We start from the raw sequence: 22,928 nt of genomic DNA, 5'->3' as shown, positions 1-22,928 counted from the left end.
ACACATTCCGTCACATATTCCGGGGTGCTGAGCAGAAGCTTGGTCGGAGTTATGGGGAATGTGGAGGCCTAACCCCATAGAGGAATTTAAAATGGCAACTGTATCAATGCGCGATATGCTAAAAGCTGGTGTTCACTTCGGTCACCAGACTCGTTACTGGAACCCAAAAATGAAGCCATTCATCTTTGGCGCTCGTAACAAAGTTCATATCATCAACCTAGAAAAAACTGTACCAATGTTCAACGACGCTCTAGCTGAACTAGCTAAAGTTGGCGAGAAGAAAGGTAAAGTTCTATTCGTAGGTACTAAGCGCGCTGCATCTGAAGCTGTTAAAGAAGCTGCAATCGCAAGCAACCAGTTTTACGTAAACAACCGCTGGTTAGGCGGTATGCTTACAAACTACAAAACAGTTCGTCAGTCTATCAAGCGTCTAAAAGATCTAGAGACTCAATCTCAAGACGGTACTTTTGACAAACTAACTAAGAAAGAAGCTCTAATGCGTACTCGCGAAATGGAGAAGCTAGAGAAATCTCTTGGTGGTATCAAAGACATGGGCGGCCTACCAGACGCTCTATTCGTAATCGACGCTGATCACGAACACATTGCAATTAAAGAAGCTAACAACCTAGGTATTCCAGTATACGCTGTGGTAGATACTAACTCTAACCCAGACGGCGTTGACTACGTAATCCCAGGTAACGACGACGCGATCCGCGCTGTACAGCTATACCTGAACGCTGCTGCTTCAGCAGTATCTGAAGGTCGTAACAAAGACGTAGCTGCAGTTGCTGAAAAAGACGGTTTCGTAGAAGCTGAATAATAGCGGCTCTGTGTCACACTTGGTCTATGTGAAACCTTTGTGTAGCATAAACTAAGTTATAGTTAGCAATGGGGGCCGACAATGTTAGGCCCCTGTTTTTTACCTTATTTCGAATCAAACGAGGAATACAGAATGGCAACTGTAACTGCTGCTCTAGTTAAAGAACTTCGCGAGCGTACTGGCGCTGGCATGATGGAATGTAAGAAAGCGCTTGTAGAAGCAAACGCTGACATCGAACTAGCAATTGAAAACATGCGTAAATCTGGCGCAGCGAAAGCAGCTAAGAAAGCTGGTAACGTTGCAGCTGAAGGCGCAATCATCATCAAAGAAGAAAACGGCGTTGCTGTTCTTCTTGAAGTTAACTGCCAAACTGACTTCGTTGCTAAAGACGGTAACTTCACTGCATTCGCAGAAGAAGTTGCAGCTGCAGCTCTAGCTTCAAAAGCGACTGTTGAAGAGCTACAAGCACAATTCGAAGACGCACGTGTAGCTCTTGTAGCTAAAATCGGTGAAAACATCACTATCCGTCGCGTAGAATATGTTCAAGGCACTGCAATTGCTTCTTACCGTCACGGTGAGAAAATCGGTGTTGTTGTTGCTGGTGAAGGCGACGCAGAAACTCTTAAGCACGTTGCAATGCACGTTGCTGCTTCTAAGCCTGAGTTCGTTAACCCAGAAGACGTACCAGCTGACGTAGTAGAAAAAGAGAAAGCGGTTCAAGTTGAAATCGCAATGAACGAAGGCAAGCCTGCTGAAATCGCTGAGAAGATGGTTGTTGGCCGCATGAAGAAATTCACTGGCGAGATCTCTCTAACAGGTCAAGCTTTCATCATGGAACCTAAGAAAACTGTAGGTGAAATGCTGAAAGAAAAAGGCGCTTCAGTTTCTACATTCGTTCGCCTAGAAGTAGGTGAAGGTATCGAGAAGAAAGAAGAAATGAGCTTCGCTGAAGAAGTTGCTGCAGCTCAAAAAGGTTAATCCTTAGAGACTGTATAAAGATTAGACCGTAGCCTTGGCTGCGGTCTTTTTATGAGCAGTGAACGATTAGCCGTGATGAATAGCCATAACTGAATTTGTGTCTATTCATGACTGTTAATCAACAACTCTCTTTGGAAGGTAAACTCCATGACTACGAACCCTAAACCAGCGTATCAACGTATTCTATTAAAACTGAGTGGTGAAGCTCTTCAAGGTGAAGACGGTTTTGGTATTGATCCTGCGGTCCTTGATCGCATGGCACAAGAAGTTAAAGAACTGGTTGAACTGGGTGTTCAGGTTGGTGTAGTTATCGGTGGCGGTAACTTGTTCCGTGGTGCAGGCCTTGCTGAAGCTGGTATGAACCGCGTAGTTGGTGACCACATGGGTATGCTTGCTACAGTAATGAATGGCCTAGCGATGCGCGATGCCCTTCACCGTGCATACGTGAATGCGCGCGTTATGTCTGCCATTCCTCTAAAAGGCGTATGTGACGACTATAATTGGGCTGATGCGATCCGTGAGCTTCGCCAAGGCCGTGTTGTCATCTTCTCTGCTGGTACGGGTAACCCGTTCTTTACAACGGATTCTGCTGCTTGCCTACGTGGTATTGAAATCGAAGCGGATGTTGTACTAAAAGCGACGAAAGTTGATGGTGTATTTACTGCTGACCCTGTAGCAAACCCAGACGCAGAGCTGTATGATAAGCTATCTTACGCAGAAGTTCTGGATAAAGAGCTGAAAGTGATGGACTTGGCGGCGTTTACGCTAGCTCGTGACCACAAAATGCCAATCCGCGTATTTAACATGAACAAACCAGGCGCACTACGTCGCGTGGTTATGGGCGAAGCAGAAGGCACGCTAATCAACGAATAAGCTTGTCCCAAGGTGCCACCCAAAGCGTTAGGGTGGCGTTTGCTTTGCTCAACCGTTTTAGGCTTTCTTCAGGAAAGATGACATTTTTAAGGTGAAACTGTGATTAACGAAATCAAAAAAGACGCGCAAGAGCGCATGGATAAAAGCGTTGAAGCGCTTAAGAACAACCTTTCTAAAATTCGTACAGGTCGTGCACACCCAAGCCTACTATCTGGTATTTCTGTAGAATACTACGGTGCAGCAACACCTCTAAACCAAGTAGCAAACGTTATTGCTGAAGATGCACGTACACTTGCAATCACGGTTTTCGATAAAGAGCTGACTCCGAAAGTAGAAAAAGCGATCATGACGTCTGATCTTGGTCTAAATCCTATGTCTGCTGGTACTATCATCCGTGTTCCACTTCCACCACTAACGGAAGAGCGTCGTAAAGACCTAGTTAAGATTGTTCGTGGTGAAGCTGAAGGTGGTCGTGTTGCTGTTCGTAACATCCGTCGTGACGCAAACAACGATCTAAAAGCGCTTCTAAAAGATAAAGAAATCTCTGAAGATGAAGATCGTAAAGCACAAGACGAAATTCAAAAACTAACTGACGTTGCAGTTAAGAAGATCGATGAAGTTCTTTCTGCAAAAGAAAAAGAGTTGATGGAAGTTTAATACTCCCACACACATCACTGTTGGAAAACGCTGTGCTCACAGCTCAGCGTTTTTTTATGTTAGTCTATCCAACTGATGGAACTCAATTAACTCCCTATGCAAAATTCTCAAGCCTTCTCTGATTCCCTTCCTAAGCATATTGCCATCATTATGGACGGTAATGGCCGTTGGGCTAAGTCCAAAGGAAAACCTCGCGTATTTGGTCACAAAAAAGGCGTTAATGCCGTTCGTAAGACCGTGGCTGCTGCTTCAAAGCTTGGCATTAAAGCCATGACGCTATTTGCTTTTAGTAGTGAAAACTGGCGTCGTCCGGAGGAAGAAGTGGGTCTTTTGATGGAACTGTTTATCACGGTCCTGTCTAGTGAAGTAAAAAAACTACACAAAAATAATTTACGGTTGCGCGTGATCGGTGATACCAGTCGATTTAGTGAGCGTCTACAAAAGAAGATTGTAGAAGCTGAAAATCTAACGGCAGGTAACACGGGGATGGTGATCAACATTGCAGCCAATTATGGCGGTAAGTGGGACATCACAGAAGCGGCCAAAACGTTAGCGTTAAAAGCACGTAACGGTGAGATTCGTGTAGAGGATATCAATGAGCAGCTAATCACTGAGCATTTGACCATGGCAGACTTACCTGAAGTGGATCTTTTGATTCGTACCAGTGGAGAGTGTCGCATCAGCAACTTTATGTTGTGGCAAATGGCTTATGCAGAAATGTACTTTACACCCGAGTATTGGCCGGAATTCGACGAAGACAGCTTAGTTGAAGCTGTAACTTGGTTTATCAATCGAGAACGTCGTTTTGGCTGTACAGGTGAACAAATAAAGGCATTGATGGCAGCTCAATAAGGACTAGTTAGTTTGAAACAGAGAATAATAACAGCACTAATTTTAGCTCCCCTGGTTATTTTAGGCATTTTTAAATTACCCCTAATGGGCTTTATTGCCGCTTTAACTGCAATTACCCTATTAGGTTTTTGGGAGTGGACTCAATTTACAGGAAGCAACTCTCGCTTTGCTGCCCTCGTTCCGGCAGTCATTGTTACCGGACTTAGTTTTCTATATATTTCGCCTGACGCACATAGCCTCAACCATTTAGTAACGCCTCATTATGTTGTACTGGGCCTTGGTTTTGTTTGGTGGATTATTGCTAGCTTAATGGCGATTACTTATCCCAAAACGACGAAATCTTGGCAAAATAATTTTGTTTTACGCCATGTCTTTGGTTTTCTGACATTAATTCCATTCCTTTGGAGTGTAGTTATTCTTAGAGCTCATGACATTACGGTAGATCCATACCACGGAGCAAAGCTCGTGTTATACGTTTGTTTCTTGGTATGGGCTGCAGATAGCGGTGCTTACTTTGCAGGCAAAAGCTTAGGCAAACGCAAGATGGCGCCACATGTCAGTCCGAATAAAACCATTGAAGGGCTTATTGGCGGCATTATCACGGCATTGATCGTGGCGTGGGCATTTGCTGATTGGTTCGATATTCAGTTCACCAGTCCTGTACATATGGTGTTGATTACGTTGGTTACTGTTGTTATATCAGTGCTCGGCGATCTGGTGGAAAGTATGTTCAAGCGTGTCTCAGGCATTAAAGACAGCAGCAACATTATCCCAGGACATGGCGGTGTGCTCGATCGTATTGACAGCCTAACCGCAGCATTCCCAGTTTTTGCTCTTCTTTACTACGTATTCTAATTTATCAGGAGCGGCATTGTCGCTCCTGAGCTTTCTAACGGTCTTACAACATGCAAAAGTTAACGATTCTTGGTGCTACTGGATCCATTGGTGCAAGCACGCTTAAAGTGGTCGAACAAAACCCAGAGCTGTTTTCTGTCGTTGCCTTAGCGGCAAGCACCAACGTTGAAAAGATGATCGGGCTATGTCGTCAGTGGCAACCTAAATACGCGGTCATGGCGGACAAAGCCGCAGCGGTTCAACTCCAATCTGAGTTACATTTGGTTTCTCCAAACACCGAAGTATTAGGTGGTGTGGATGCTCTATGCCATATTGCTTCATTGGACGAAGTTGACAGTGTGATGGCTGCTATTGTCGGAGCGGCTGGTCTACTGCCTACCATGGCTGCTGTGAAAGCTGGTAAGCGAGTATTGTTGGCAAATAAAGAAGCGCTGGTAATGTCAGGCCAGTTATTTATTGATGCCGTAGAAGAGTTTGGTGCGGAGCTACTTCCCGTCGATAGTGAACACAATGCTATTTTCCAGTGCTTACCACAGCAAGTACAAACCAATTTAGGTCGTTGTAATTTACAAGAACATGGCATTTCTCATATTTTGCTGACTGGTTCTGGTGGTCCTTTCCGTTACACTGACATCGCAGAACTGGAAAAGGTGACTCCTGAACAGGCGATCGCCCATCCAAACTGGTCGATGGGACCAAAGATTTCCGTTGACTCAGCCACGATGATGAACAAAGGCTTAGAGTATATCGAAGCTAAATGGTTGTTTAATGCGGCTCGCGAGCAGCTAAAGGTTATTATTCATCCGCAGTCTGTTATTCATTCAATGGTTCAATACCGCGATGGTTCGGTTTTGGCACAAATGGGTGAGCCGGATATGGCGACCCCTATTGCACTGACTATGTCATACCCATCAAGAGTTGAAGCGGGGGTTAAGCCACTAGACTTCACGCAAATTGGCGAATTGACGTTTTTGCAACCTGATTTTGCTCGTTACCCATGTTTAAAACTAGCAATTGACGCTTGTTATGAAGGTCAACATGCAACAACGGCACTGAATGCAGTGAATGAAGTCGCTGTTGATGCATTTTTAAATAACAGCCTAGGTTTTACGGATATCGCTCGCATCAATGAGTCTGTGTTGAATAAAATCAATGCAAGCTGCAAAGCTGAGAATGCGAATAGCTTGGAAAGCTTGTTAGAGCTAGATAGAATGGCACGAACTATTGCCCTAGAAACCATACGCGAGCGTAGCTGATGACTGGTATATTGTGGAATCTCATTTCTTTTATCGTCGCACTGGGCATTCTTGTCGCTGTGCACGAGTTTGGGCACTTTTGGGTTGCTCGCCGTTGCGGCGTGAAAGTTGAAAAGTTTTCAATCGGTTTCGGTAAGTCTATCTGGAGTAAGGTAGGCAAAGACGGAACGGAGTACAGCATCTCAATGATCCCTCTCGGCGGCTATGTAAAAATGGTTGATAGCCGTGTTGATGAGGTGCCAGAACATGAGAAGCACTTAGCGTTTGATAAGAAGCCGCTATGGAAGCGAACCTCTATTGTTGCGGCAGGCCCTATCTTTAACTTCCTTTTCGCAATCTTCGCCTATTGGCTCGTATTTCTTATTGGTATCCCAGCAGTTAAGCCAGTAATTGGTGAAGTTACGCCCAATTCGATCGTCGCAGAAGCCGGAATTGAATCTGGAATGGAACTTAAATCGATATCTGGTATCAAAACTCCGGATTGGGAATCGGTAAATATGGGATTGATTTCTCATATTGGCGATGATTTGATGACAGTAACACTGACGTCAGCGAATGAAGTTGGTTCAGAAGTAACGAAAACGCTCGATCTGCGCGAATGGGAGTTCGACCCTGAAACTCAGTCTGCGATGCAGTCCTTGGGTTTTGCGCCGTATACACCGGAGGTGTATCGCGTTATCGAACAGGTTTCGCAAGGTGGAGCGGCGGAAAAAGCAGGTGTGCTTCCAGGTGATGAGATTGTCGCTATTGATGAACAACGCGTCACGGAGTGGAAGCAGGTTGTTGAAGCGGTTCGCTCTAATCCTGATACACCGATTGAATTAACGGTATTGCGTCAGGGCTATGAGCAAACATTAACGCTGACGCCTGGTAGCCGTGAGCTAGCTAACAAAGAAGTCGTTGGTTTTGCAGGTATTGCACCTAAAGTCGCAGAATGGCCAGAAAGTTATCGCTTCGACCTTCAGTTTGGTGTATTCGAGTCAGTAGGTAAGGCGGTAGACAAAACCGGCCAAGTCATTGGCTTGACAATCAGCATGCTTAAGAAACTGATTGTTGGTGACGTTGGTCTGAATAATCTGAGTGGTCCAATATCAATAGCCAAAGGCGCAGGTGCGACGGCTGATTATGGCTTGGTCTACTTTTTAGGTTTTCTCGCTCTAATTAGTGTTAACCTAGGTATTATTAATCTCGTTCCTTTACCAATGTTGGATGGCGGTCATCTGTTGTTTTTTGCAATTGAAGCAGTCATTCGACGTCCCGTTCCTGAGAGAGTGCAGGAAATGGGCTTTAGAATTGGTGGTGCGATCATCTTCTCGCTCATGGCGTTAGCGCTATTTAATGATTTTACTCGTCTGTGATAGTTCAGAGACAAAAGCAGTAGCAAGGAATAATTAGAACAAGTATGGCGATTAAGCGAATTCTATTTGCAAGTTTACTGGCGACCAGTGTATCTGCAAATGGAGCAGAGAACTTCGTAGTTCAAGATATTGAAATCGATGGATTGCAGCGTGTAGCACTGGGTGCTGCGTTGTTGAAAATGCCTGTACGTGTCGGTGATACCATTGGCCAAGGCGATGTTGCAGAGATTATCCGTGCACTGTATGCATCTGGTAACTTTGAAGATGTGAAAGTGTTACGTGACGGCGGCGTTCTGATGGTTCAAGTCAAAGAACGTCCTACCATTGCCAGCATCTCATTTTCTGGTAACAAAGCAATCAAGGACGAGCAGCTACAAGAAAACCTGAACGCATCTGGTGTTCGTGAAGGCGAAGCGCTTGACCGCACCACGCTAAGCAACATTGAAAAAGGCTTAGAAGACTTTTACTACAGCGTAGGTAAATACAACGCCACAGTAAAAGCTGTGGTGACTCCACTGCCACGTAACCGTTCTGACCTAAAGTTTGTCTTTACTGAAGGCGTGTCGGCAAAAATTCAGCAAATCAATTTTATCGGCAATGAAGTTTTCAGCGATGAGGACCTTCTTTCTCGTTTTAACTTGAATGTTGATGTGCCGTGGTGGAATTTCCTGTCTGACGAAAAGTACCAAAAACAAGTGCTTGCAGGTGATATTGAAGCGCTCAAATCATTCTATCTGGACCGCGGTTACTTAAAATTTAACGTTGATTCGACACAAGTTGCAATCTCTCCTGACAAGAAAGGGGTATACATTACTCTTGGCTTAGAAGAGGGAGAGGTTTATACCGTCAAGGACGTAAAGTTCCGTGGTGATTTGATTGGTGAGGAAGCGACGTTCGAACGACTTGTACCATTTGAAGACAATGAGACGTACAACGGCTCGTTGGTCACTTCAATGGAAGAGGGTATTAAACGTGTGCTTGGTGAGTCCGGCTACGCTTATCCTCAAGTGAATACCATTCCTGAGTTTGACGATGAGAATCAAGAAGTATCTTTGGTCGTTAACGTCGATCCAGGTAACCGAATTTACGTTCGTGATATCCGCTTCACGGGTAACAACTCAACCAAAGATGAAGTCCTTCGTCGTGAAATGCGTCAGATGGAAGGCAGTTGGTTGAACTCGAAATCGATTGAAACGGGTAAAACTCGTCTAAACCGTTTGGGCTACTTTGAAAATGTTGAAGTACAGACGGTTCGAGTTCCTGGTAGTGATGATCAAGTTGACCTAGTTTACTCTGTCAAAGAAGCGAACTCTGGTAGCGTTAACTTCGGTGTTGGCTACGGTACAGAATCGGGTGTGAGCTTCCAGGTTGGCCTGCAACAAGATAACTTTATTGGTAGCGGTAACCGTGTTGGTATCAACGCGATGATGAATGACTACCAGAAAAACATCAGTCTAGATTACCGAGACCCGTACTGGAACTTAGACGGTGTTAGCTTAGGTGGTAAGGTCTTCTACAACGAATTTGAAGCGAAAGAAGCCAATATCGTTGACTATACCAACGAAAGCTATGGTGCGAGCTTAACGTGGGGCTTCCCATTCGATGAGCTGAACCGTTTTGAATTCGGTGTCGGTTATACGCACAACAAGATCGGTAACTTATCGCCTTACTTGCAGGTAGAGCAGTTCTTAGAAGCGCAAAAAGATAATATAGATTCAAGTGGGGCATTGAATACGAACGACTTCGACTTCAATATCTCTTGGACACGTAATAACTTAAACCGTGGTTACTTCCCAACGGCAGGTAACCACCAACGTGCATTCTATAAAATGACGGTACCTGGCTCTGACGTTCAATACTTTAAACTGCAGTACGATGTTCGCCAGTATGTGCCATTGACTAAGAAGCACGAGTTTACCCTCTTGTTCCGTGGCCGTTTAGGTTACGGTAATGGTTATGGTCAAACGGATGGTAACGATAACTTGTTCCCATTCTATGAAAACTACTACGCCGGTGGTTTTACGTCGCTTCGTGGCTTTGGCTCAAACTCTGTTGGTCCAAAAGCGGTTTACCGCGATACATCCGGCTCAAACAATGGTACAGATATTGCGACAGATGATTCAGTGGGTGGTAACGCAGTCGCATTAGCAAGTATTGAATTGATCGTTCCAACGCCGTTCGCATCAGAGGAAGTACAAAACCAAATTCGTACCAGTATCTTCTTTGATATGGCAAGTGTTTGGGATACCGAGTTTGATTACCGAGAAAATAGCAACATTTCGGGTGCTAACTACTACTACGATTACTCAGATCCAACCAACTACCGCTCTTCTTACGGTGCGGCGTTGCAGTGGATGTCTCCAATGGGGCCACTAGTATTCTCACTAGCGAAACCAATTAAGAAATTTGATGGCGATGATGAAGAGTTCTTCACATTCACTATCGGTAGAACTTTCTAAAGAGGAAAATATTTTGAATAAAATGATCAAAGCGGCTGGGATTGGCCTTCTTGTACTGAGCTCTTCAATGTTTGCAAATGCGGCAGAAGCTGCACAGAAAATTGCTTACGTAAATACAGCTCAAGTTTTTCAAGCTCTTCCTCAACGTGAAGTTGTACTACAAAAAATGCAGAAAGACTTCAAAAGCAAAGCTGATGAACTGAAGTCAATCCAAGCACAAGCTAAAACAAAGATTGAGAAGCTACAGCGTGACGGCGAGCTTTTGGGTCAAGACGAAGTTGAAAAGCTACGTATCGATATCGCGAAGCTAGACAGCGAGTACAAAGTGAAAGCACAAGCACTTGAAAAAGCAAGTGCGCGTCGTGAAGCTGAAGAAAAAGCGAAGCTTTTCAAAACGATTCAAGATGCAGTTAAGAAAGTCGCAGACAAAAATGGTTACGATCTTGTGATTGATATCTCTGCTTTGCAGTACGGCAAGCCAGAATTCAATATCTCTGAAGACGTAATTAAAGCTCTAAAATAAGAAGTTATGAAGACATTAACATTAGCCGAATTGGCGACAATTACCGGGGGTGAGCTGTTTGGTGACGAGTCTCTCGTTGTAAGCCGTGTTGCCCCAATGGATAAAGCACAAGAAGGTGATGTAACCTTCTTGTCTAACCCAAAATACGCAAAACACCTTTCTGAGTGCCAAGCTACCGTTGTTATGGTAAAGGCTGAGCATAAAGAGCAATGCGTTGGAAACGCGCTAGTGGTTTCGGACCCTTATGTCGCATTTGCTCGTGTGGTCCAAGCGATGGATACCACACCAAAACCGGCAGACGATATTGCACCAAGTGCTGTGATTGCCGCTGACGTTAAGATGGGTGAGAACGTTACAATCGGCGCTAACGCCGTGATTGAAACGGGCGTGGAACTCGGCGACAACGTAAGCGTTGGCGCTGGTTGTTTTATCGGTAAGAACGCCAAGCTAGGGAATAACACCAAGCTTTGGGCTAATGTCACTATCTATCATGAAGTGTCATTGGGTGATGACTGTCTTGTTCAATCGGGCACCGTCATTGGCTCTGATGGCTTCGGTTATGCGAATGACAAAGGCGAGTGGATTAAAATTCCTCAGCTTGGTTCAGTGCGTATCGGTAACCGCGTTGAGATTGGTGCTTGTACTACGATTGACCGCGGTGCACTCGAAGATACAATCATTGAAGACAATGTCATTCTGGATAACCAACTTCAAATCGCGCACAACGTGCAGATCGGATATGGTACCGTGATGCCTGGTGGTACTATTGTCGCGGGCAGTACAAAAATTGGTAAGTACTGCCAGATTGGCGGCGCGTCTGTACTGAATGGCCATATCACTATCGCAGATGGTGTGGCGATTACAGGTATGGGCATGGTAATGCGCAGTATCGAAGAAAAAGGCCTTTACTCATCAGGTATTCCACTACAAACGAACAGAGAGTGGCGTAAAACTGCAACTCGAGTTCACCGTATTGATGAGATGAATAAGCGCCTGAAAGCGGTTGAAAAACAGCTGGAACAGAAAGAAGAAATTTAGAACAAGTTATCTTTCGCTCTGTATTTAACGTGAAAGCTAACAGGCTCTAGTTCCATATTCTGTACGAAGACTCGCGAAATGCGGGTCTTTTTCTTCTATAATGACGCGCTCTAAGTAGATTTAACTCCAAGATGGTGCGTATTTTGCTGGTATATTGCAAAGCGATTCGGCTTTACGACCTGTTGCCACGTTTGCCATCTTGGCGGCAAAAAATTGATATAGGAAGACGACTTTGACTACTGAAAAGAAAACGATGAACATCTCTGAAATTCAAGAGCTACTACCTCATCGCTACCCATTCTTATTGATCGACCGAGTGATAGACTTCCAAGAAGAGAAGTACCTTCACGCGATTAAAAACGTGTCGGTTAACGAACCTCAGTTCACAGGTCACTTTCCTCAACTACCAGTATTCCCAGGTGTTTTGATTTTAGAAGCAATGGCTCAGGCAACAGGCTTACTTGCATTTAAATCATTTGGTGCACCAACAGAAAATGAACTGTACTACTTTGCAAGCGTAGACGGCGCGAAATTCCGTAAACCAGTGGTTCCGGGCGACCAATTGGTTATTGAGGTAGAATTTCTGAAAGAACGTCGCGGCATTGCTGCATTTAGCGGTGTAGCAAAAGTTGACGGCGAAGTGGTATGTTCTGCAGAACTGAAGTGTGCTCGTCGAGAGTTTTAATATGATTCATGAAACCGCTAAAATCCACCCGGCAGCGGTGGTAGAAGAGGGCGCCAAAATTGGTGCTAACGTAACGGTAGGTCCTTTTACGTACATCACCTCTACGGTTGAAATTGGTGAAGGCACAGAAGTGATGTCTCACGTTGTGATCAAAGGTCACACGACTATTGGCAAAGATAACCGTATTTTCCCGCATGCTGTTATTGGTGAGGAAAACCAAGATAAAAAATACGGTGGTGAAGATACAACCGTGGTTATCGGTGATCGTAACGTCATTCGTGAAGCGGTCCAAGTTCACCGTGGCACAGTGCAAGACAAAGCAACCACGATCATTGGTGATGACAACTTATTGTGTGTGAATGCACACGTTGCGCATGATGTTGTTATTGGTAACCACACTCATATCGGTAATAACTCGATTCTTGGTGGTCACGTTACTGTTGATGATTATGCCGGTGTGATGGCACTGTCTGCGATTCACCCGTTTTGTACAGTGGGCGCTTACGCGTACATTGGCGGCTGTTCAGCAGTGGTGCAAGATGTCCCAGCTTACGTACTCGCGCAAGGTAACCACGCAACACCTTTCGGCTTGAACCTTGTTGGCTTGAAGCGTAATGGTTTTGAGAAACCAGAGATTCGTGCGCTACAAAAAGCGTATAAAGAAATCTACCGTTCAGGTAAGACGCTAGAAGAAGTGAAGCCTATTCTAGCTGAAATGGCTCAAGAGTGGCCGGCTGTGAAGCGTTTCTCAGATATTCTGGAAACGACGGAACGTGGCATTATTCGTTAATTGGCGAATGAACCAATAAATAAAAAGATCGTGACCGAATTTGAGGTTACGATCTTTTTGTGTTTTATGGATAAGGCAAACCGTTATCCATAGCGCACAGGAAAAATAGCGAAGTAGATATGGAAAGACCATTACGTATTGGCATCATTGCCGGAGAATTGTCTGGCGATACGCTAGGTGAAGGCTTTATCAAAGCAGTAAAGCAACAATATCCAGACGCAGAGTTCGTAGGCATTGGCGGTCCGAAAATGATAGCCCAAGGTTGCGAGTCTCTGTTTGATATGGAAGAGCTTGCGGTGATGGGATTAGTCGAGGTTTTAGGCCGCTTACCGAGACTTCTTAAAGTGAAAGCTGAGCTCGTTCAGTATTTTACTCAGAATCCGCCTGATGTTTTCATCGGGATCGATGCTCCTGACTTCAACTTACGCCTAGAGCTTGACCTCAAGCAAGCGGGCATTAAAACCGTTCATTACGTGAGTCCGTCTGTTTGGGCTTGGCGTCAGAAGCGCATCTTTAAAATAGAAGCGGCAACGAACTTGGTGCTAGCATTTCTTCCGTTTGAGAAAGCGTTCTACGACAAATTTAATGTACCTTGCGAGTTCATTGGTCATACCTTGGCTGATTCCATCCCACTAGAATCAGAACAAGCGCCTGCACGTGAGTTGCTTGGTTTAGAACAAGATAAAAAGTGGCTTGCTGTCCTGCCAGGCAGTCGTGGTAGCGAGTTAAAAATGCTCTCTGAGCCATTTATTGAAACCTGCAAGTTACTCCATAAAAAATTTCCAGAACTGGGGTTTGTTGTCGCGCTTGTTAATCAAAAACGCCGTGAGCAGTTTGAACAAGCCTGGAAAGAATTCGCACCAGAGTTGGACTTCAAGTTAGTTGATGACACCGCACGCAACGTCATCACCGCATCCGATGCCGTGATGCTGGCCTCTGGTACCGTAGCGTTGGAGTGTATGCTTCTCAAGCGTCCAATGGTGGTGGGTTATCGTGTGAATGCATTTACTGCTTTCTTAGCTAAACGTCTATTGAAAACGAAGTATGTGTCATTGCCGAATATCTTAGCGGATGATGAGCTCGTCAAAGAATATCTACAAGATGAGTGCACACCAGACAATTTGTTTACTGAGGTTTCTCGCTTATTGGAAAGCGACAATAAACCGATGTTAGATAAGTTTACGGAAATGCATCATTGGATCCGTAAAGATGCGGACCAACAAGCCGCAAACGCGGTTCTAAAACTGATTGAAAAATAGAGATTTATCATGGCTGTTAAACCAAAAGCGACCAAAACCAAAGTTGAACTCCCTCCGTTTGAATATCCGCAAGGTTATCAGCTTGTGGCCGGAGTCGACGAGGTAGGACGTGGCCCTTTGGTGGGAGACGTCGTCACCGCTGCGGTTATCCTTGATCCTAACAATCCTATTGAAGGGTTGAACGATTCAAAAAAATTGACCGAAAAGAAACGCATGGCGCTGCTTCCTGAAATTAAAGAAAAAGCATTGGCGTGGGCGGTCGGGCGCTGTTCTCCTGAAGAAATTGATCAACTGAATATTTTGCAGGCGACCATGGTTGCGATGCAGCGTGCAGTGGCGGGGTTAAAGGTTCAACCTGATTTGGTGTTGATTGATGGTAACCGTTGTCCAGAGCTGCCAATGGATGCTCAAGCTGTAGTAAAAGGCGATCTACGCGTTGCCGAAATAAGTGCGGCTTCCATTATTGCCAAAGTCGTGCGTGACCAAGAGATGGAAGAGTTGGATAAACTTCATCCACAATTTGGCTTCGCCAAGCACAAAGGTTATCCAACTAAAGCGCACTTTGAAGCGATTGAGCAACACGGAGTGATCAGTGAACACCGAAAGAGTTTCAAGCCAGTAAAAAAAGCGTTAGGCATAGAATAATCAAACGATCTAATTGGTGTTATAAACCCAACCTCTTTAGGTTAGAATCCCCAACAAAATAGAGTTACACGGTACCTGTTAATGTCAGATCCCAAATTCATCCACCTGCGTGTTCATAGTGACTTCTCGATGGTGGATGGCCTCAACAAAGTTCCGCCAATCGTAAAGAAAGTTGCTGAACTCGGCATGCCCGCAATGGCGTTGACCGACTTTACCAACCTATGTGGTTTGGTGAAGTTTTACGGTACGGCACATAGCAGTGGTGTTAAACCGATCATCGGTGCTGACTTTAAAATGCAGTCGGACGAGTTTGGTGAAGAGCTGACACAAGTGACTTTGCTTGCGGCGGATAATGTAGGTTATAAGAACCTGACGTTATTGATATCAAAAGCGTACTTACGTGGACATGTTCAACACCACCCGGTGATTGATAAAGCCTGGTTGGCTGAAATGTCTGAAGGCCTGATTGTATTATCCGGCGGTAAAAGCGGGGAAATTGGTCGCGGCCTTTTGAAAGGCAACCGTCAAATAGTGCAAGGGTGTGTTGATTTTTATAAACAGCATTTTCCAGATCGCTTTTATCTTGAGTTACTTCGTACCGGTCGTCCAGATGAAGAGACTTATCTTCACTTTGCAGTTGAATTGGCAGAGCAGCAAGACTTGCCAGTAGTGGCGACCAATGAAGTTGTATTCCTGAGTCCAGACCTATTTGATGCTCATGAAATACGCGTAGCGATTCACGATGGTTACACATTAGAAGATCCGCGTAGGCCAAAAAACTACAGTCCGCAGCAATATCTTCGTACAGAAGAAGAAATGTGCGAGCTGTTTGCTGATATTCCTGAAGCGTTAGAAAACAGTGTCGAGATAGCGAAGCGTTGTAACGTGACTGTGCGCTTAGGGGAGTACTTCCTACCAGCCTTCCCAACTGAAGGGATGAAAGAGACTGAGTTCTTAGTCATGAAATCCCGAGAGGGCTTGGAAGAGCGTTTAGAGTTCCTATTTCCAGATGAGGAAGAGAGGAAACGTCGTCGCCCTGAATATGATGAACGTCTTCAGATAGAGCTAGATGTTATCAACCAAATGGGATTCCCTGGTTACTTCTTGATCGTAATGGAGTTCATCCAGTGGTCAAAAGATAATGGAATTCCTGTAGGTCCTGGACGTGGTTCCGGTGCCGGCTCTTTGGTGGCTTACGCATTAAAAATCACCGACCTGGATCCATTAGAATACGACTTGCTGTTCGAACGTTTCTTGAACCCAGAACGTGTCTCGATGCCCGATTTCGACGTCGATTTCTGTATGGATAAACGTGACCAGGTTATTGACCACGTTGCGGAAATGTACGGTCGCGACGCGGTGTCTCAGATCATCACGTTTGGTACCATGGCGGCAAAAGCGGTAATCCGTGACGTTGGCCGCGTATTGGGTCATCCATTTGGTTTTGTTGATCGTATTTCAAAGCTGATCCCGCCCGATCCAGGCATGACGCTAGATAAGGCGTTTAAAGCTGAACCTGCGCTACCTGAATTGTATGAGGCCGATGAGGAAGTTAAAGAACTCATCGACATGTGTCATATTTTGGAAGGTTGTACGCGAAACGCCGGTAAACACGCTGGTGGCGTTGTAATTTCACCTACAACAATTACCGATTTTGCACCAATTTATGCAGACGCTGAAGGTCACTTTCCGGTTACTCAATTTGATAAAAACGATGTTGAGACCGCTGGCCTAGTTAAGTTTGACTTCTTGGGTTTACGTACCTTAACCATTATTGACTGGGCGTTAGGGCTGATTAACCCACGTCTAGAGCGAGAAGGTAAGGAGCCGGTTCAAATTGAATCCATACCGTTAGAAGACCCTGCCTCTTTCCGTTTGTTGCAAAACTCTGAAACGACAGCAGTATTCCAGCTTGAATCTCGAGGCATGAAAGAGCTGATCAAACGACTTCAGCCAGACTGTTTCGAAGACATTATCGCTTTGGTAGCACTCTTCCGTCCGGGTCCTTTGCAATCGGGCATGGTAGATAACTTTATCGACCGTAAACATGGCCGAGAGGCGATCTCTTATCCAGATGAAAAGTGGCAACACGAGTCGCTAAAAGAGACGCTTGATCCAACCTACGGCATCATCTTGTACCAAGAGCAGGTAATGCAGATTGCGCAGATCTTAGCGGGTTACACGCTAGGTGGTGCGGACATGCTCCGTCGTGCAATGGGTAAGAAAAAGCCAGAAGAGATGGCAAAACAACGTGCTATCTTTGAAGAAGGTGCGATAAAGAACGGTATCGATGGCGAGTTGGCGATGAAAATCTTCGACTTGGTAGAGAAGTTCGCTGGTTATGGTTTTAACAAATCGCACTCTGCTGCTTATGCATTGGTTTCTTATCAGACTCTTTGGCTGAAAACACATTATCCTGCCGAATTTATGGCTGCGGTAATGACAGCCGATATGGATAACACGGAAAAAGTCGTTGGCTTGGTCGATGAGTGTTTCCGTATGAAGCTCACCGTGTTGCCACCAGACATCAACTCTGGCCTATATCGCTTTAATGTTGATGAAAATGGCGCAATTGTTTACGGTATTGGTGCGATAAAAGGGGTAGGTGAAGGTCCTATCGATGCGATTCTTGAGGCGAGAAATAAAGGTGGTCACTTTAAAGACCTATTTGATTTCTGTGCTCGAGTTGATCTAAAACGCGTCAATAAACGAGTGATAGAGAAGCTGATCTACGCGGGTGCGTTGGATCGACTTGGCCCACACCGCGCGGCGATGATGGCGTCACTCAATGATGCGGTAAAAGCAGCAAGTCAACATCACCAAGCTGAGGCGTTTGGTCAAACGGATATGTTTGGTGTGCTAACGGATGCGCCTGAAGAAGTAGAGCACAAGTATACACAAGTTCCGCCTTGGCCAGAAAAAGTGTGGTTAGAGGGCGAGCGTGATACCCTAGGTCTATATTTGACAGGGCACCCAATTAACGCCTACGTAAAGGAACTAAACAAATACACCAGTTGTCGACTAAAAGACGCAACGCCTACGCGTCGCGACCAATCTGTCACGGTGGCTGGTTTGGTTATTGCCGCTCGCGTAATGACGACTAAGCGTGGTACACGAATTGGCATTATGACACTGGATGACCGAAGTGGTCGCATGGAAGTGATGTTGTTCTCAGATGCACTGGATCGATACGCTGAACTTCTCGAAAAAGACAGAATTTTGGTTGTTTCTGGACAGGTCAGCTTTGATGACTTCAACGGTGGCCTTAAAATGTCGGCGCGTGAAGTTATGGATCTCGGCAGTGCGCGCGAGAAATACGCTCGTGGTTTGTCGGTATCGATCGATGCAACTCAGATCAACGATCAGTTTTTTGAGCAGTTCAGCCGTATTTTAGAACCGCACAAAGCCGGAACCGTACCCGTCAATGTATACTACCAGCGTGCCGACGCCAGAGCGCGGTTAACATTGGGCACCGAGTGGCGAGTAACGCCAAGTGATACATTACTCGACGATTTAAAACAGTTACTTGGCAAAAGCCAGGTAGAACTCGAATTTAACTAAAAATTCAGCGCAATATGTTAGACGCTGAGTAAACAAGGATTCATAGATGAGCCTAAACTTTCTTGAATTTGAAAAGCCAATTGCAGAACTAGAAGCGAAAATTGAAGCATTACGTGATGTCTCTCGTCACGGTGGTGATTCTGCAATTGACCTGGATAAAGAAATCGAACAGCTTGAGAAGAAAAGCTTAGAGCTGAAGAAAAAAACCTTCAGCGACCTAGGCGCATGGGAAACAGCTCAACTGGCTCGTCACCCACTACGTCCTTACACGCTGGATTACATCCAACATGCTTTTGAGGAGTTTGATGAATTAGCGGGTGACCGCGCGTTTGCAGACGATAAAGCGATTGTGGGTGGCATGGCTCGCCTTGAAGGCCGCCCTGTGATGATCATCGGTCATCAAAAAGGTCGTGAAACCAAAGAGAAAGTGAAACGTAACTTTGGTATGCCAAAACCAGAAGGTTACCGTAAAGCTCTACGTTTGATGGAAATGGCAGAGCGTTTCAATATGCCAATCATCACATTTATCGACACGGCTGGTGCGTATCCAGGTGTGGGCGCAGAAGAGCGTGGTCAATCTGAAGCTATCGCGAAAAACCTAAAAGTGATGTCTGGTCTTAAAGTGCCAGTAATCTGTAACGTTGTTGGTGAAGGTGGTTCAGGCGGCGCACTAGCAATTGGTGTAGGCGACTACGTGAACATGCTTCAGTACTCTACGTACTCAGTAATCTCTCCTGAAGGTTGTGCTTCAATCTTATGGCGTGATTCTGACAAAGCACCGCAAGCGGCAGAAGCGATGGGTCTAACTGCTCCGCGTCTTAAAGAGCTTGAACTGATCGACGAAATCATTGAAGAGCCACTAGGCGGCGCTCATCGCGATCATGTTCAAATGGCAGCGAATATGAAAGCGACACTACTTCGTCAACTAGAAGATCTAGAGCAATTGGATGAAGAGACGCTACGTGAACGTCGTTACCAGCGCCTAATGAGCTACGGTTACTGTTAATTTCGGTGATTGCTATTAAGCGTTAGCTGATATCTCAAGTGATAACAGTTAAAATAGAAAGGGTTGGATGAGAGTCCAGCCTTTTTTGTACCTATCGGATCGCTTATGGAATCGCTTTACCCGCATTTTGCTCAAGTTCTCGGCCGCTACTATCAATCAGGCACTAAGGTTGTCTTGGCGTTTAGCGGAGGAGTGGATTCACGTCTTTTACTCGAATTACTCAGTCGCTATCAACAAGCGCATTCGATAGAGTGTCACGCTGTGTATGTGCACCATGGTTTGAGCTCGAATGCCGATGATTGGGCCGATAAATGCTTACTTTGGGCAAAACAAGTGGGCATATCATGCTCGATTGAGCGAGTGAGCTTAGACATCAGCAATGGTGAAAGTATTGAACTTCTTGCTCGTGAAGCTCGCTATCAAGCCTTAACTAAGTACATTCAAGAAGGCGATATACTGTTGACCGGCCAACATGCTGATGATCAACTAGAGACTTTTCTCCTTGCTCTTAAACGAGGCAGCGGGCCAAAAGGGTTATCTTCGATGGCGGAGAGTATGCCGTTTTCTAGTGGATCCCTAGTTCGACCATTGCTTACTATCAAGCGGAAGACCATCGAAGACGCGGCTACTAAATTAGGCTTGGAGTGGGTGGAAGACGAAAGCAACCAAGATACCCGTTATGATCGTAACTTTCTTCGTCATTGTGTTATTCCTGAATTGTCTGGTCGCTGGCCGAGTATCCATCAAGCGGTTCAGCGCAGTGCAAGCTTATGTGCTCAACAAGAAGCGCTATTGGATGAACTATTGAGCGCGGTGTTTGAACGCGCTTTACAAACGGATCTAAGTTTGAGTATTGAAGAACTGGCTAAGCACAGTGAATTAGCGCGTGCGCGCTTGATTCGTATGTGGCTGGCTAAGCTTAATACTAGTATGCCGACTCAGGTACAACTCAATCTTATCTGGAATGAAGTCGCATTAGCTCAGCAAGATGCCAACCCCAAACTACAACTTAAACAAGGTGAAGTGCGCCGTTTTCGAAATCGTCTCTATTGGGTAACGGAAATCGCTGACGTCACTGAGTGGCAAAGTACGATTCAAGTCGATACCGTTTTATCGCTTCCAGAGCGGCTAGGGGAGCTGACCTTAACGACGAGTTCTAGCAACGCAACGATTGCGCTTCCGAGTCAGCCAGAATTGCTTCGCGTGACCTTTAATCCGGAAGGCTTATCAGCGCATCCAACCACGCGTAATCACAGTCGAAAACTGAAGAAGTTGTTCCAAGAATACAATGTGCCAAGCTGGCTGCGTCGTCAAATTCCGATTTTGATGTATCAAGACCGAGTCGTTGCTGTGGCAGAGCTGTTCGTTGATCAGGCGTTTAATGGTCAAGATTGTGAACTTATTTGGCGCAGGTAATGAAAATTCATGCCACAATGCCGATTATAAAATATAAAAATCCTTAAATAATAATTGATTAGGTGAAGCAATGAAAAAAACAATCATGGGCGCAATGGTGGCGCTAACCATGTTCTGTGGTCATGCTCTAGCAGCGGGAGATGCCACAGCTGGTCAAGCAAAGGCAGGAGTATGCGCAGCATGTCATGGCGCCGACGGCATTGCTGTCATTCCGGGTTACCCAAACCTGAAAGGGCAAAACGAGCAATACATTATCAGTTCAATTAAAGCCTATAAAAACAAAGAGCGAACAGGTGGTCTTGCTGCTGTTATGCAAGCTCAAGCTTCACTGTTGTCTGATGAAGACATCGCTAATCTAGCGGCTTACTACGCAAGTTTGAAGTAAACGCGAGTCTGAAAAAGCTTGGACGATTGGGCATTGAGCAGTCCTCACTGGGGTTTTATCAACTCACGATATTCGCTATGTTAATTTGCTCAATCTGGATTTTCGCTGGTGGATCAGAGACAAACATTGAATGTTGCGAAACGCTAAACGATAATAAGCGCAATCGATTGAAGCTTAAGGGATGAACATGAAAAAAATTGAAGCGATTATCAAGCCATTTAAATTGGATGATGTTCGAGAAGCGCTAGCTGAAGTTGGCATTACAGGGATGACCGTCTCTGAAGTGAAAGGCTTTGGTCGCCAAAAAGGTCACACCGAGCTTTACCGTGGTGCAGAGTACATGGTGGACTTTCTGCCTAAAGTGAAGCTCGAAATCGTTGTAACGGAAGATGTGGCTGATAAATGCGTAGAGACGATCATTGAAACCGCGCAAACCGGCAAAATTGGTGATGGTAAAATCTTTGTTACTGATGTTGAACGTGTGGTTCGTATCCGTACTGGTGAAGAAGACGAAGACGCGATCTAAGGTTTCTTGTTACCTGTCTCGTATTTATTATGCTAAAAGGGAGCCAAGTGGCTCCTTTTTTGTTTTTTACTTTCAGTGAAATCAAATAACCCGAGGTTGGTTGTTCCAGTTTTAGGGTGCGTATATTCAGGTTTGTCGTATGTTTAAGCGTTTTTTTCTGGCGTTAGCTTTTCTTATTATGGCGGTATTGGTCGGCTTCCAGGTTATTTTCACCGTACCAGATCAGCCGCAAATCATTACTCAAACAGGTTCAGAGCTGACGCAGGATATTAGGTGTATCGAATTTAGCGGCTCAAAAGCTCTGGATCAGGGCGGTGAAATCAATGTACTTGTCTGGAATATCTACAAACAGAACCGGAATAATTGGCAAAGCGCACTCAATGAATTCTCTGCTGATAAGCAGCTGCTGTTATTGCAAGAAGCCAGCATGACACCATCTTTTAAGCAATGGTTGGTGGATGGCAACTGGGTCAGCAACCAAGTGAGTGCCTTTAAGGCGCTGGGCAGCGGTGCGGGTGTGATTAGTATCGCTCAAGGGCAACCAGAAAAAGCTTGTGCTTATACGTCTAAAGAGCCTTGGCTGCGTTTACCCAAGTCTGCACTATACAGCCAATATCAATTAAGCAATGGCGAGAGACTCGCTGTGGTGAATGTACATGCAATTAACTTCACGGTTGGCACGCAAGAGTATGTCTCTCAGTTAACGGCTCTTGAAATGCTTTTAAAGCATCATACAGGGCCGATCCTATTCGCTGGAGACTTCAATAGTTGGAGTGAATCTCGCGTTAATGCGATGCGACAGACCTTAAAAGCCGCGGACTTGCAAGAAGTGACGTTCTCGCCTGATCATCGAGTCCAATTTATAACGGGATTACCGTTGGATCACGTATTTTACCGAGGACTGACCCTCAAATACGCGAAAGCGCCGCAGAGCGACGCTTCCGATCATAACCCATTGTTACTGTCATTTACGTTAGATGACTAGC

Annotated in this window: 21 protein-coding genes; all 21 read left to right on the top strand. The window is 45.3% G+C overall.

All coding sequences use genetic code 11. The features are described from left to right. Positions 1-91: 91 nt before the first annotated feature. Positions 92-820, top strand: a complete 729-nt coding sequence (rpsB, locus tag J8Z23_RS12090) for a 30S ribosomal protein S2 (protein ID WP_012841501.1) — start codon at positions 92-94, stop codon at positions 818-820. Positions 821-952: 132 nt separating this feature from the next. Further along, on the top strand, positions 953-1,798 hold the full coding sequence (tsf, locus tag J8Z23_RS12085; protein ID WP_012841502.1) for a translation elongation factor Ts: 846 nt from the start codon (positions 953-955) through the stop codon (positions 1,796-1,798). Between the two features lie 147 nt (positions 1,799-1,945). Beyond that, positions 1,946-2,671, top strand: a complete 726-nt coding sequence (gene pyrH / locus J8Z23_RS12080; protein WP_005380329.1) for a UMP kinase — start codon at positions 1,946-1,948, stop codon at positions 2,669-2,671. 99 nt (positions 2,672-2,770) lie between these two features. Beyond that, a complete protein-coding gene (gene frr / locus J8Z23_RS12075; protein WP_301659737.1) occupies positions 2,771-3,328 on the top strand; it encodes a ribosome recycling factor in 558 nt (185 codons plus the stop codon). Positions 3,329-3,424: 96 nt separating this feature from the next. Continuing rightward, the gene (locus tag J8Z23_RS12070; RefSeq protein ID WP_006741661.1) at positions 3,425-4,180 is read left to right on the top strand and encodes an isoprenyl transferase; all 756 of its coding nucleotides are present in this window, start codon (positions 3,425-3,427) and stop codon (positions 4,178-4,180) included. Positions 4,181-4,192: 12 nt separating this feature from the next. Next, on the top strand, positions 4,193-5,035 hold the full coding sequence (locus J8Z23_RS12065; protein WP_301659736.1) for a phosphatidate cytidylyltransferase: 843 nt from the start codon (positions 4,193-4,195) through the stop codon (positions 5,033-5,035). 50 nt (positions 5,036-5,085) lie between these two features. Further along, the gene (gene ispC, locus J8Z23_RS12060; protein ID WP_301659735.1) at positions 5,086-6,291 is read left to right on the top strand and encodes a 1-deoxy-D-xylulose-5-phosphate reductoisomerase; all 1,206 of its coding nucleotides are present in this window, start codon (positions 5,086-5,088) and stop codon (positions 6,289-6,291) included. Continuing rightward, a complete protein-coding gene (gene rseP / locus J8Z23_RS12055; protein ID WP_012841504.1) occupies positions 6,291-7,649 on the top strand; it encodes a sigma E protease regulator RseP in 1,359 nt (452 codons plus the stop codon). Before ispC ends, rseP begins: the two co-directional genes overlap by 1 nt. Before the next feature lie 44 nt (positions 7,650-7,693). Further along, positions 7,694-10,108, top strand: coding sequence for an outer membrane protein assembly factor BamA (gene bamA / locus J8Z23_RS12050; RefSeq protein ID WP_047008880.1), 2,415 nt, complete (start codon positions 7,694-7,696; stop codon positions 10,106-10,108). A gap of 13 nt (positions 10,109-10,121) precedes the next feature. Then, positions 10,122-10,631 (top strand): OmpH family outer membrane protein, encoded by a 510-nt coding sequence (locus J8Z23_RS12045; protein ID WP_046875560.1) that lies wholly within the window; start codon positions 10,122-10,124, stop codon positions 10,629-10,631. Between the two features lie 6 nt (positions 10,632-10,637). After that, positions 10,638-11,669: a UDP-3-O-(3-hydroxymyristoyl)glucosamine N-acyltransferase gene (lpxD, locus tag J8Z23_RS12040; RefSeq protein ID WP_065645509.1), complete on the top strand. Its 1,032-nt coding sequence runs from the start codon at positions 10,638-10,640 to the stop codon at positions 11,667-11,669. A gap of 232 nt (positions 11,670-11,901) precedes the next feature. Further along, the gene (gene fabZ / locus J8Z23_RS12035) at positions 11,902-12,354 is read left to right on the top strand and encodes a 3-hydroxyacyl-ACP dehydratase FabZ (protein ID WP_005380349.1); all 453 of its coding nucleotides are present in this window, start codon (positions 11,902-11,904) and stop codon (positions 12,352-12,354) included. Position 12,355: 1 nt separating this feature from the next. Next, on the top strand, positions 12,356-13,144 hold the full coding sequence (lpxA, locus tag J8Z23_RS12030) for an acyl-ACP--UDP-N-acetylglucosamine O-acyltransferase (protein ID WP_005380357.1): 789 nt from the start codon (positions 12,356-12,358) through the stop codon (positions 13,142-13,144). A 119-nt stretch (positions 13,145-13,263) separates the two neighbouring features. Further along, positions 13,264-14,403: a lipid-A-disaccharide synthase gene (lpxB, locus tag J8Z23_RS12025; protein WP_301659733.1), complete on the top strand. Its 1,140-nt coding sequence runs from the start codon at positions 13,264-13,266 to the stop codon at positions 14,401-14,403. Between the two features lie 9 nt (positions 14,404-14,412). After that, a complete protein-coding gene (gene rnhB, locus J8Z23_RS12020) occupies positions 14,413-15,048 on the top strand; it encodes a ribonuclease HII (RefSeq protein WP_253643887.1) in 636 nt (211 codons plus the stop codon). A gap of 81 nt (positions 15,049-15,129) precedes the next feature. Next, positions 15,130-18,609: a DNA polymerase III subunit alpha gene (dnaE, locus tag J8Z23_RS12015; protein WP_047008875.1), complete on the top strand. Its 3,480-nt coding sequence runs from the start codon at positions 15,130-15,132 to the stop codon at positions 18,607-18,609. A 46-nt stretch (positions 18,610-18,655) separates the two neighbouring features. Further along, positions 18,656-19,615: an acetyl-CoA carboxylase carboxyl transferase subunit alpha gene (gene accA / locus J8Z23_RS12010; protein WP_005380365.1), complete on the top strand. Its 960-nt coding sequence runs from the start codon at positions 18,656-18,658 to the stop codon at positions 19,613-19,615. A 105-nt stretch (positions 19,616-19,720) separates the two neighbouring features. Next, positions 19,721-21,031, top strand: coding sequence for a tRNA lysidine(34) synthetase TilS (gene tilS, locus J8Z23_RS12005; RefSeq protein WP_301659732.1), 1,311 nt, complete (start codon positions 19,721-19,723; stop codon positions 21,029-21,031). Positions 21,032-21,101: 70 nt separating this feature from the next. Further along, a complete protein-coding gene (locus J8Z23_RS12000; RefSeq protein ID WP_256935674.1) occupies positions 21,102-21,416 on the top strand; it encodes a c-type cytochrome in 315 nt (104 codons plus the stop codon). Positions 21,417-21,603: 187 nt separating this feature from the next. Continuing rightward, positions 21,604-21,942, top strand: a complete 339-nt coding sequence (gene glnB / locus J8Z23_RS11995) for a nitrogen regulatory protein P-II (protein ID WP_005436810.1) — start codon at positions 21,604-21,606, stop codon at positions 21,940-21,942. A gap of 139 nt (positions 21,943-22,081) precedes the next feature. Beyond that, entirely contained in the window at positions 22,082-22,927 is an 846-nt protein-coding gene (locus J8Z23_RS11990) for an endonuclease/exonuclease/phosphatase family protein (RefSeq protein WP_237308246.1), read from the top strand. Position 22,928 lies beyond the last annotated feature (1 nt).

The sequence above is a fragment of the Vibrio sp. SCSIO 43086 genome, from assembly GCF_051132235.1.
Classification (GTDB): domain Bacteria; phylum Pseudomonadota; class Gammaproteobacteria; order Enterobacterales; family Vibrionaceae; genus Vibrio; species Vibrio diabolicus.
This window is presented reverse-complemented; position numbering and strand designations above follow the sequence as displayed.

What these genes read in the sequence shown, in the direction of transcription:
- rpsB (WP_012841501.1), top strand. Translation starts at nt 92, where the DNA reads ATGGCAACTGTATCAATGCGCGATATGCTAAAAGCTGGTGTTCACTTC.
- tsf (WP_012841502.1), top strand. Translation starts at nt 953, where the DNA reads ATGGCAACTGTAACTGCTGCTCTAGTTAAAGAACTTCGCGAGCGTACT.
- pyrH (WP_005380329.1), top strand. Translation starts at nt 1,946, where the DNA reads ATGACTACGAACCCTAAACCAGCGTATCAACGTATTCTATTAAAACTG.
- J8Z23_RS12070 (WP_006741661.1), top strand. Translation starts at nt 3,425, where the DNA reads ATGCAAAATTCTCAAGCCTTCTCTGATTCCCTTCCTAAGCATATTGCC.
- ispC (WP_301659735.1), top strand. Translation starts at nt 5,086, where the DNA reads ATGCAAAAGTTAACGATTCTTGGTGCTACTGGATCCATTGGTGCAAGC.
- rseP (WP_012841504.1), top strand. Translation starts at nt 6,291, where the DNA reads ATGACTGGTATATTGTGGAATCTCATTTCTTTTATCGTCGCACTGGGC.
- bamA (WP_047008880.1), top strand. Translation starts at nt 7,694, where the DNA reads ATGGCGATTAAGCGAATTCTATTTGCAAGTTTACTGGCGACCAGTGTA.
- lpxD (WP_065645509.1), top strand. Translation starts at nt 10,638, where the DNA reads ATGAAGACATTAACATTAGCCGAATTGGCGACAATTACCGGGGGTGAG.
- lpxA (WP_005380357.1), top strand. Translation starts at nt 12,356, where the DNA reads ATGATTCATGAAACCGCTAAAATCCACCCGGCAGCGGTGGTAGAAGAG.
- lpxB (WP_301659733.1), top strand. Translation starts at nt 13,264, where the DNA reads ATGGAAAGACCATTACGTATTGGCATCATTGCCGGAGAATTGTCTGGC.
- rnhB (WP_253643887.1), top strand. Translation starts at nt 14,413, where the DNA reads ATGGCTGTTAAACCAAAAGCGACCAAAACCAAAGTTGAACTCCCTCCG.
- dnaE (WP_047008875.1), top strand. Translation starts at nt 15,130, where the DNA reads ATGTCAGATCCCAAATTCATCCACCTGCGTGTTCATAGTGACTTCTCG.
- accA (WP_005380365.1), top strand. Translation starts at nt 18,656, where the DNA reads ATGAGCCTAAACTTTCTTGAATTTGAAAAGCCAATTGCAGAACTAGAA.
- tilS (WP_301659732.1), top strand. Translation starts at nt 19,721, where the DNA reads ATGGAATCGCTTTACCCGCATTTTGCTCAAGTTCTCGGCCGCTACTAT.
- J8Z23_RS12000 (WP_256935674.1), top strand. Translation starts at nt 21,102, where the DNA reads ATGAAAAAAACAATCATGGGCGCAATGGTGGCGCTAACCATGTTCTGT.
- glnB (WP_005436810.1), top strand. Translation starts at nt 21,604, where the DNA reads ATGAAAAAAATTGAAGCGATTATCAAGCCATTTAAATTGGATGATGTT.
- J8Z23_RS11990 (WP_237308246.1), top strand. Translation starts at nt 22,082, where the DNA reads ATGTTTAAGCGTTTTTTTCTGGCGTTAGCTTTTCTTATTATGGCGGTA.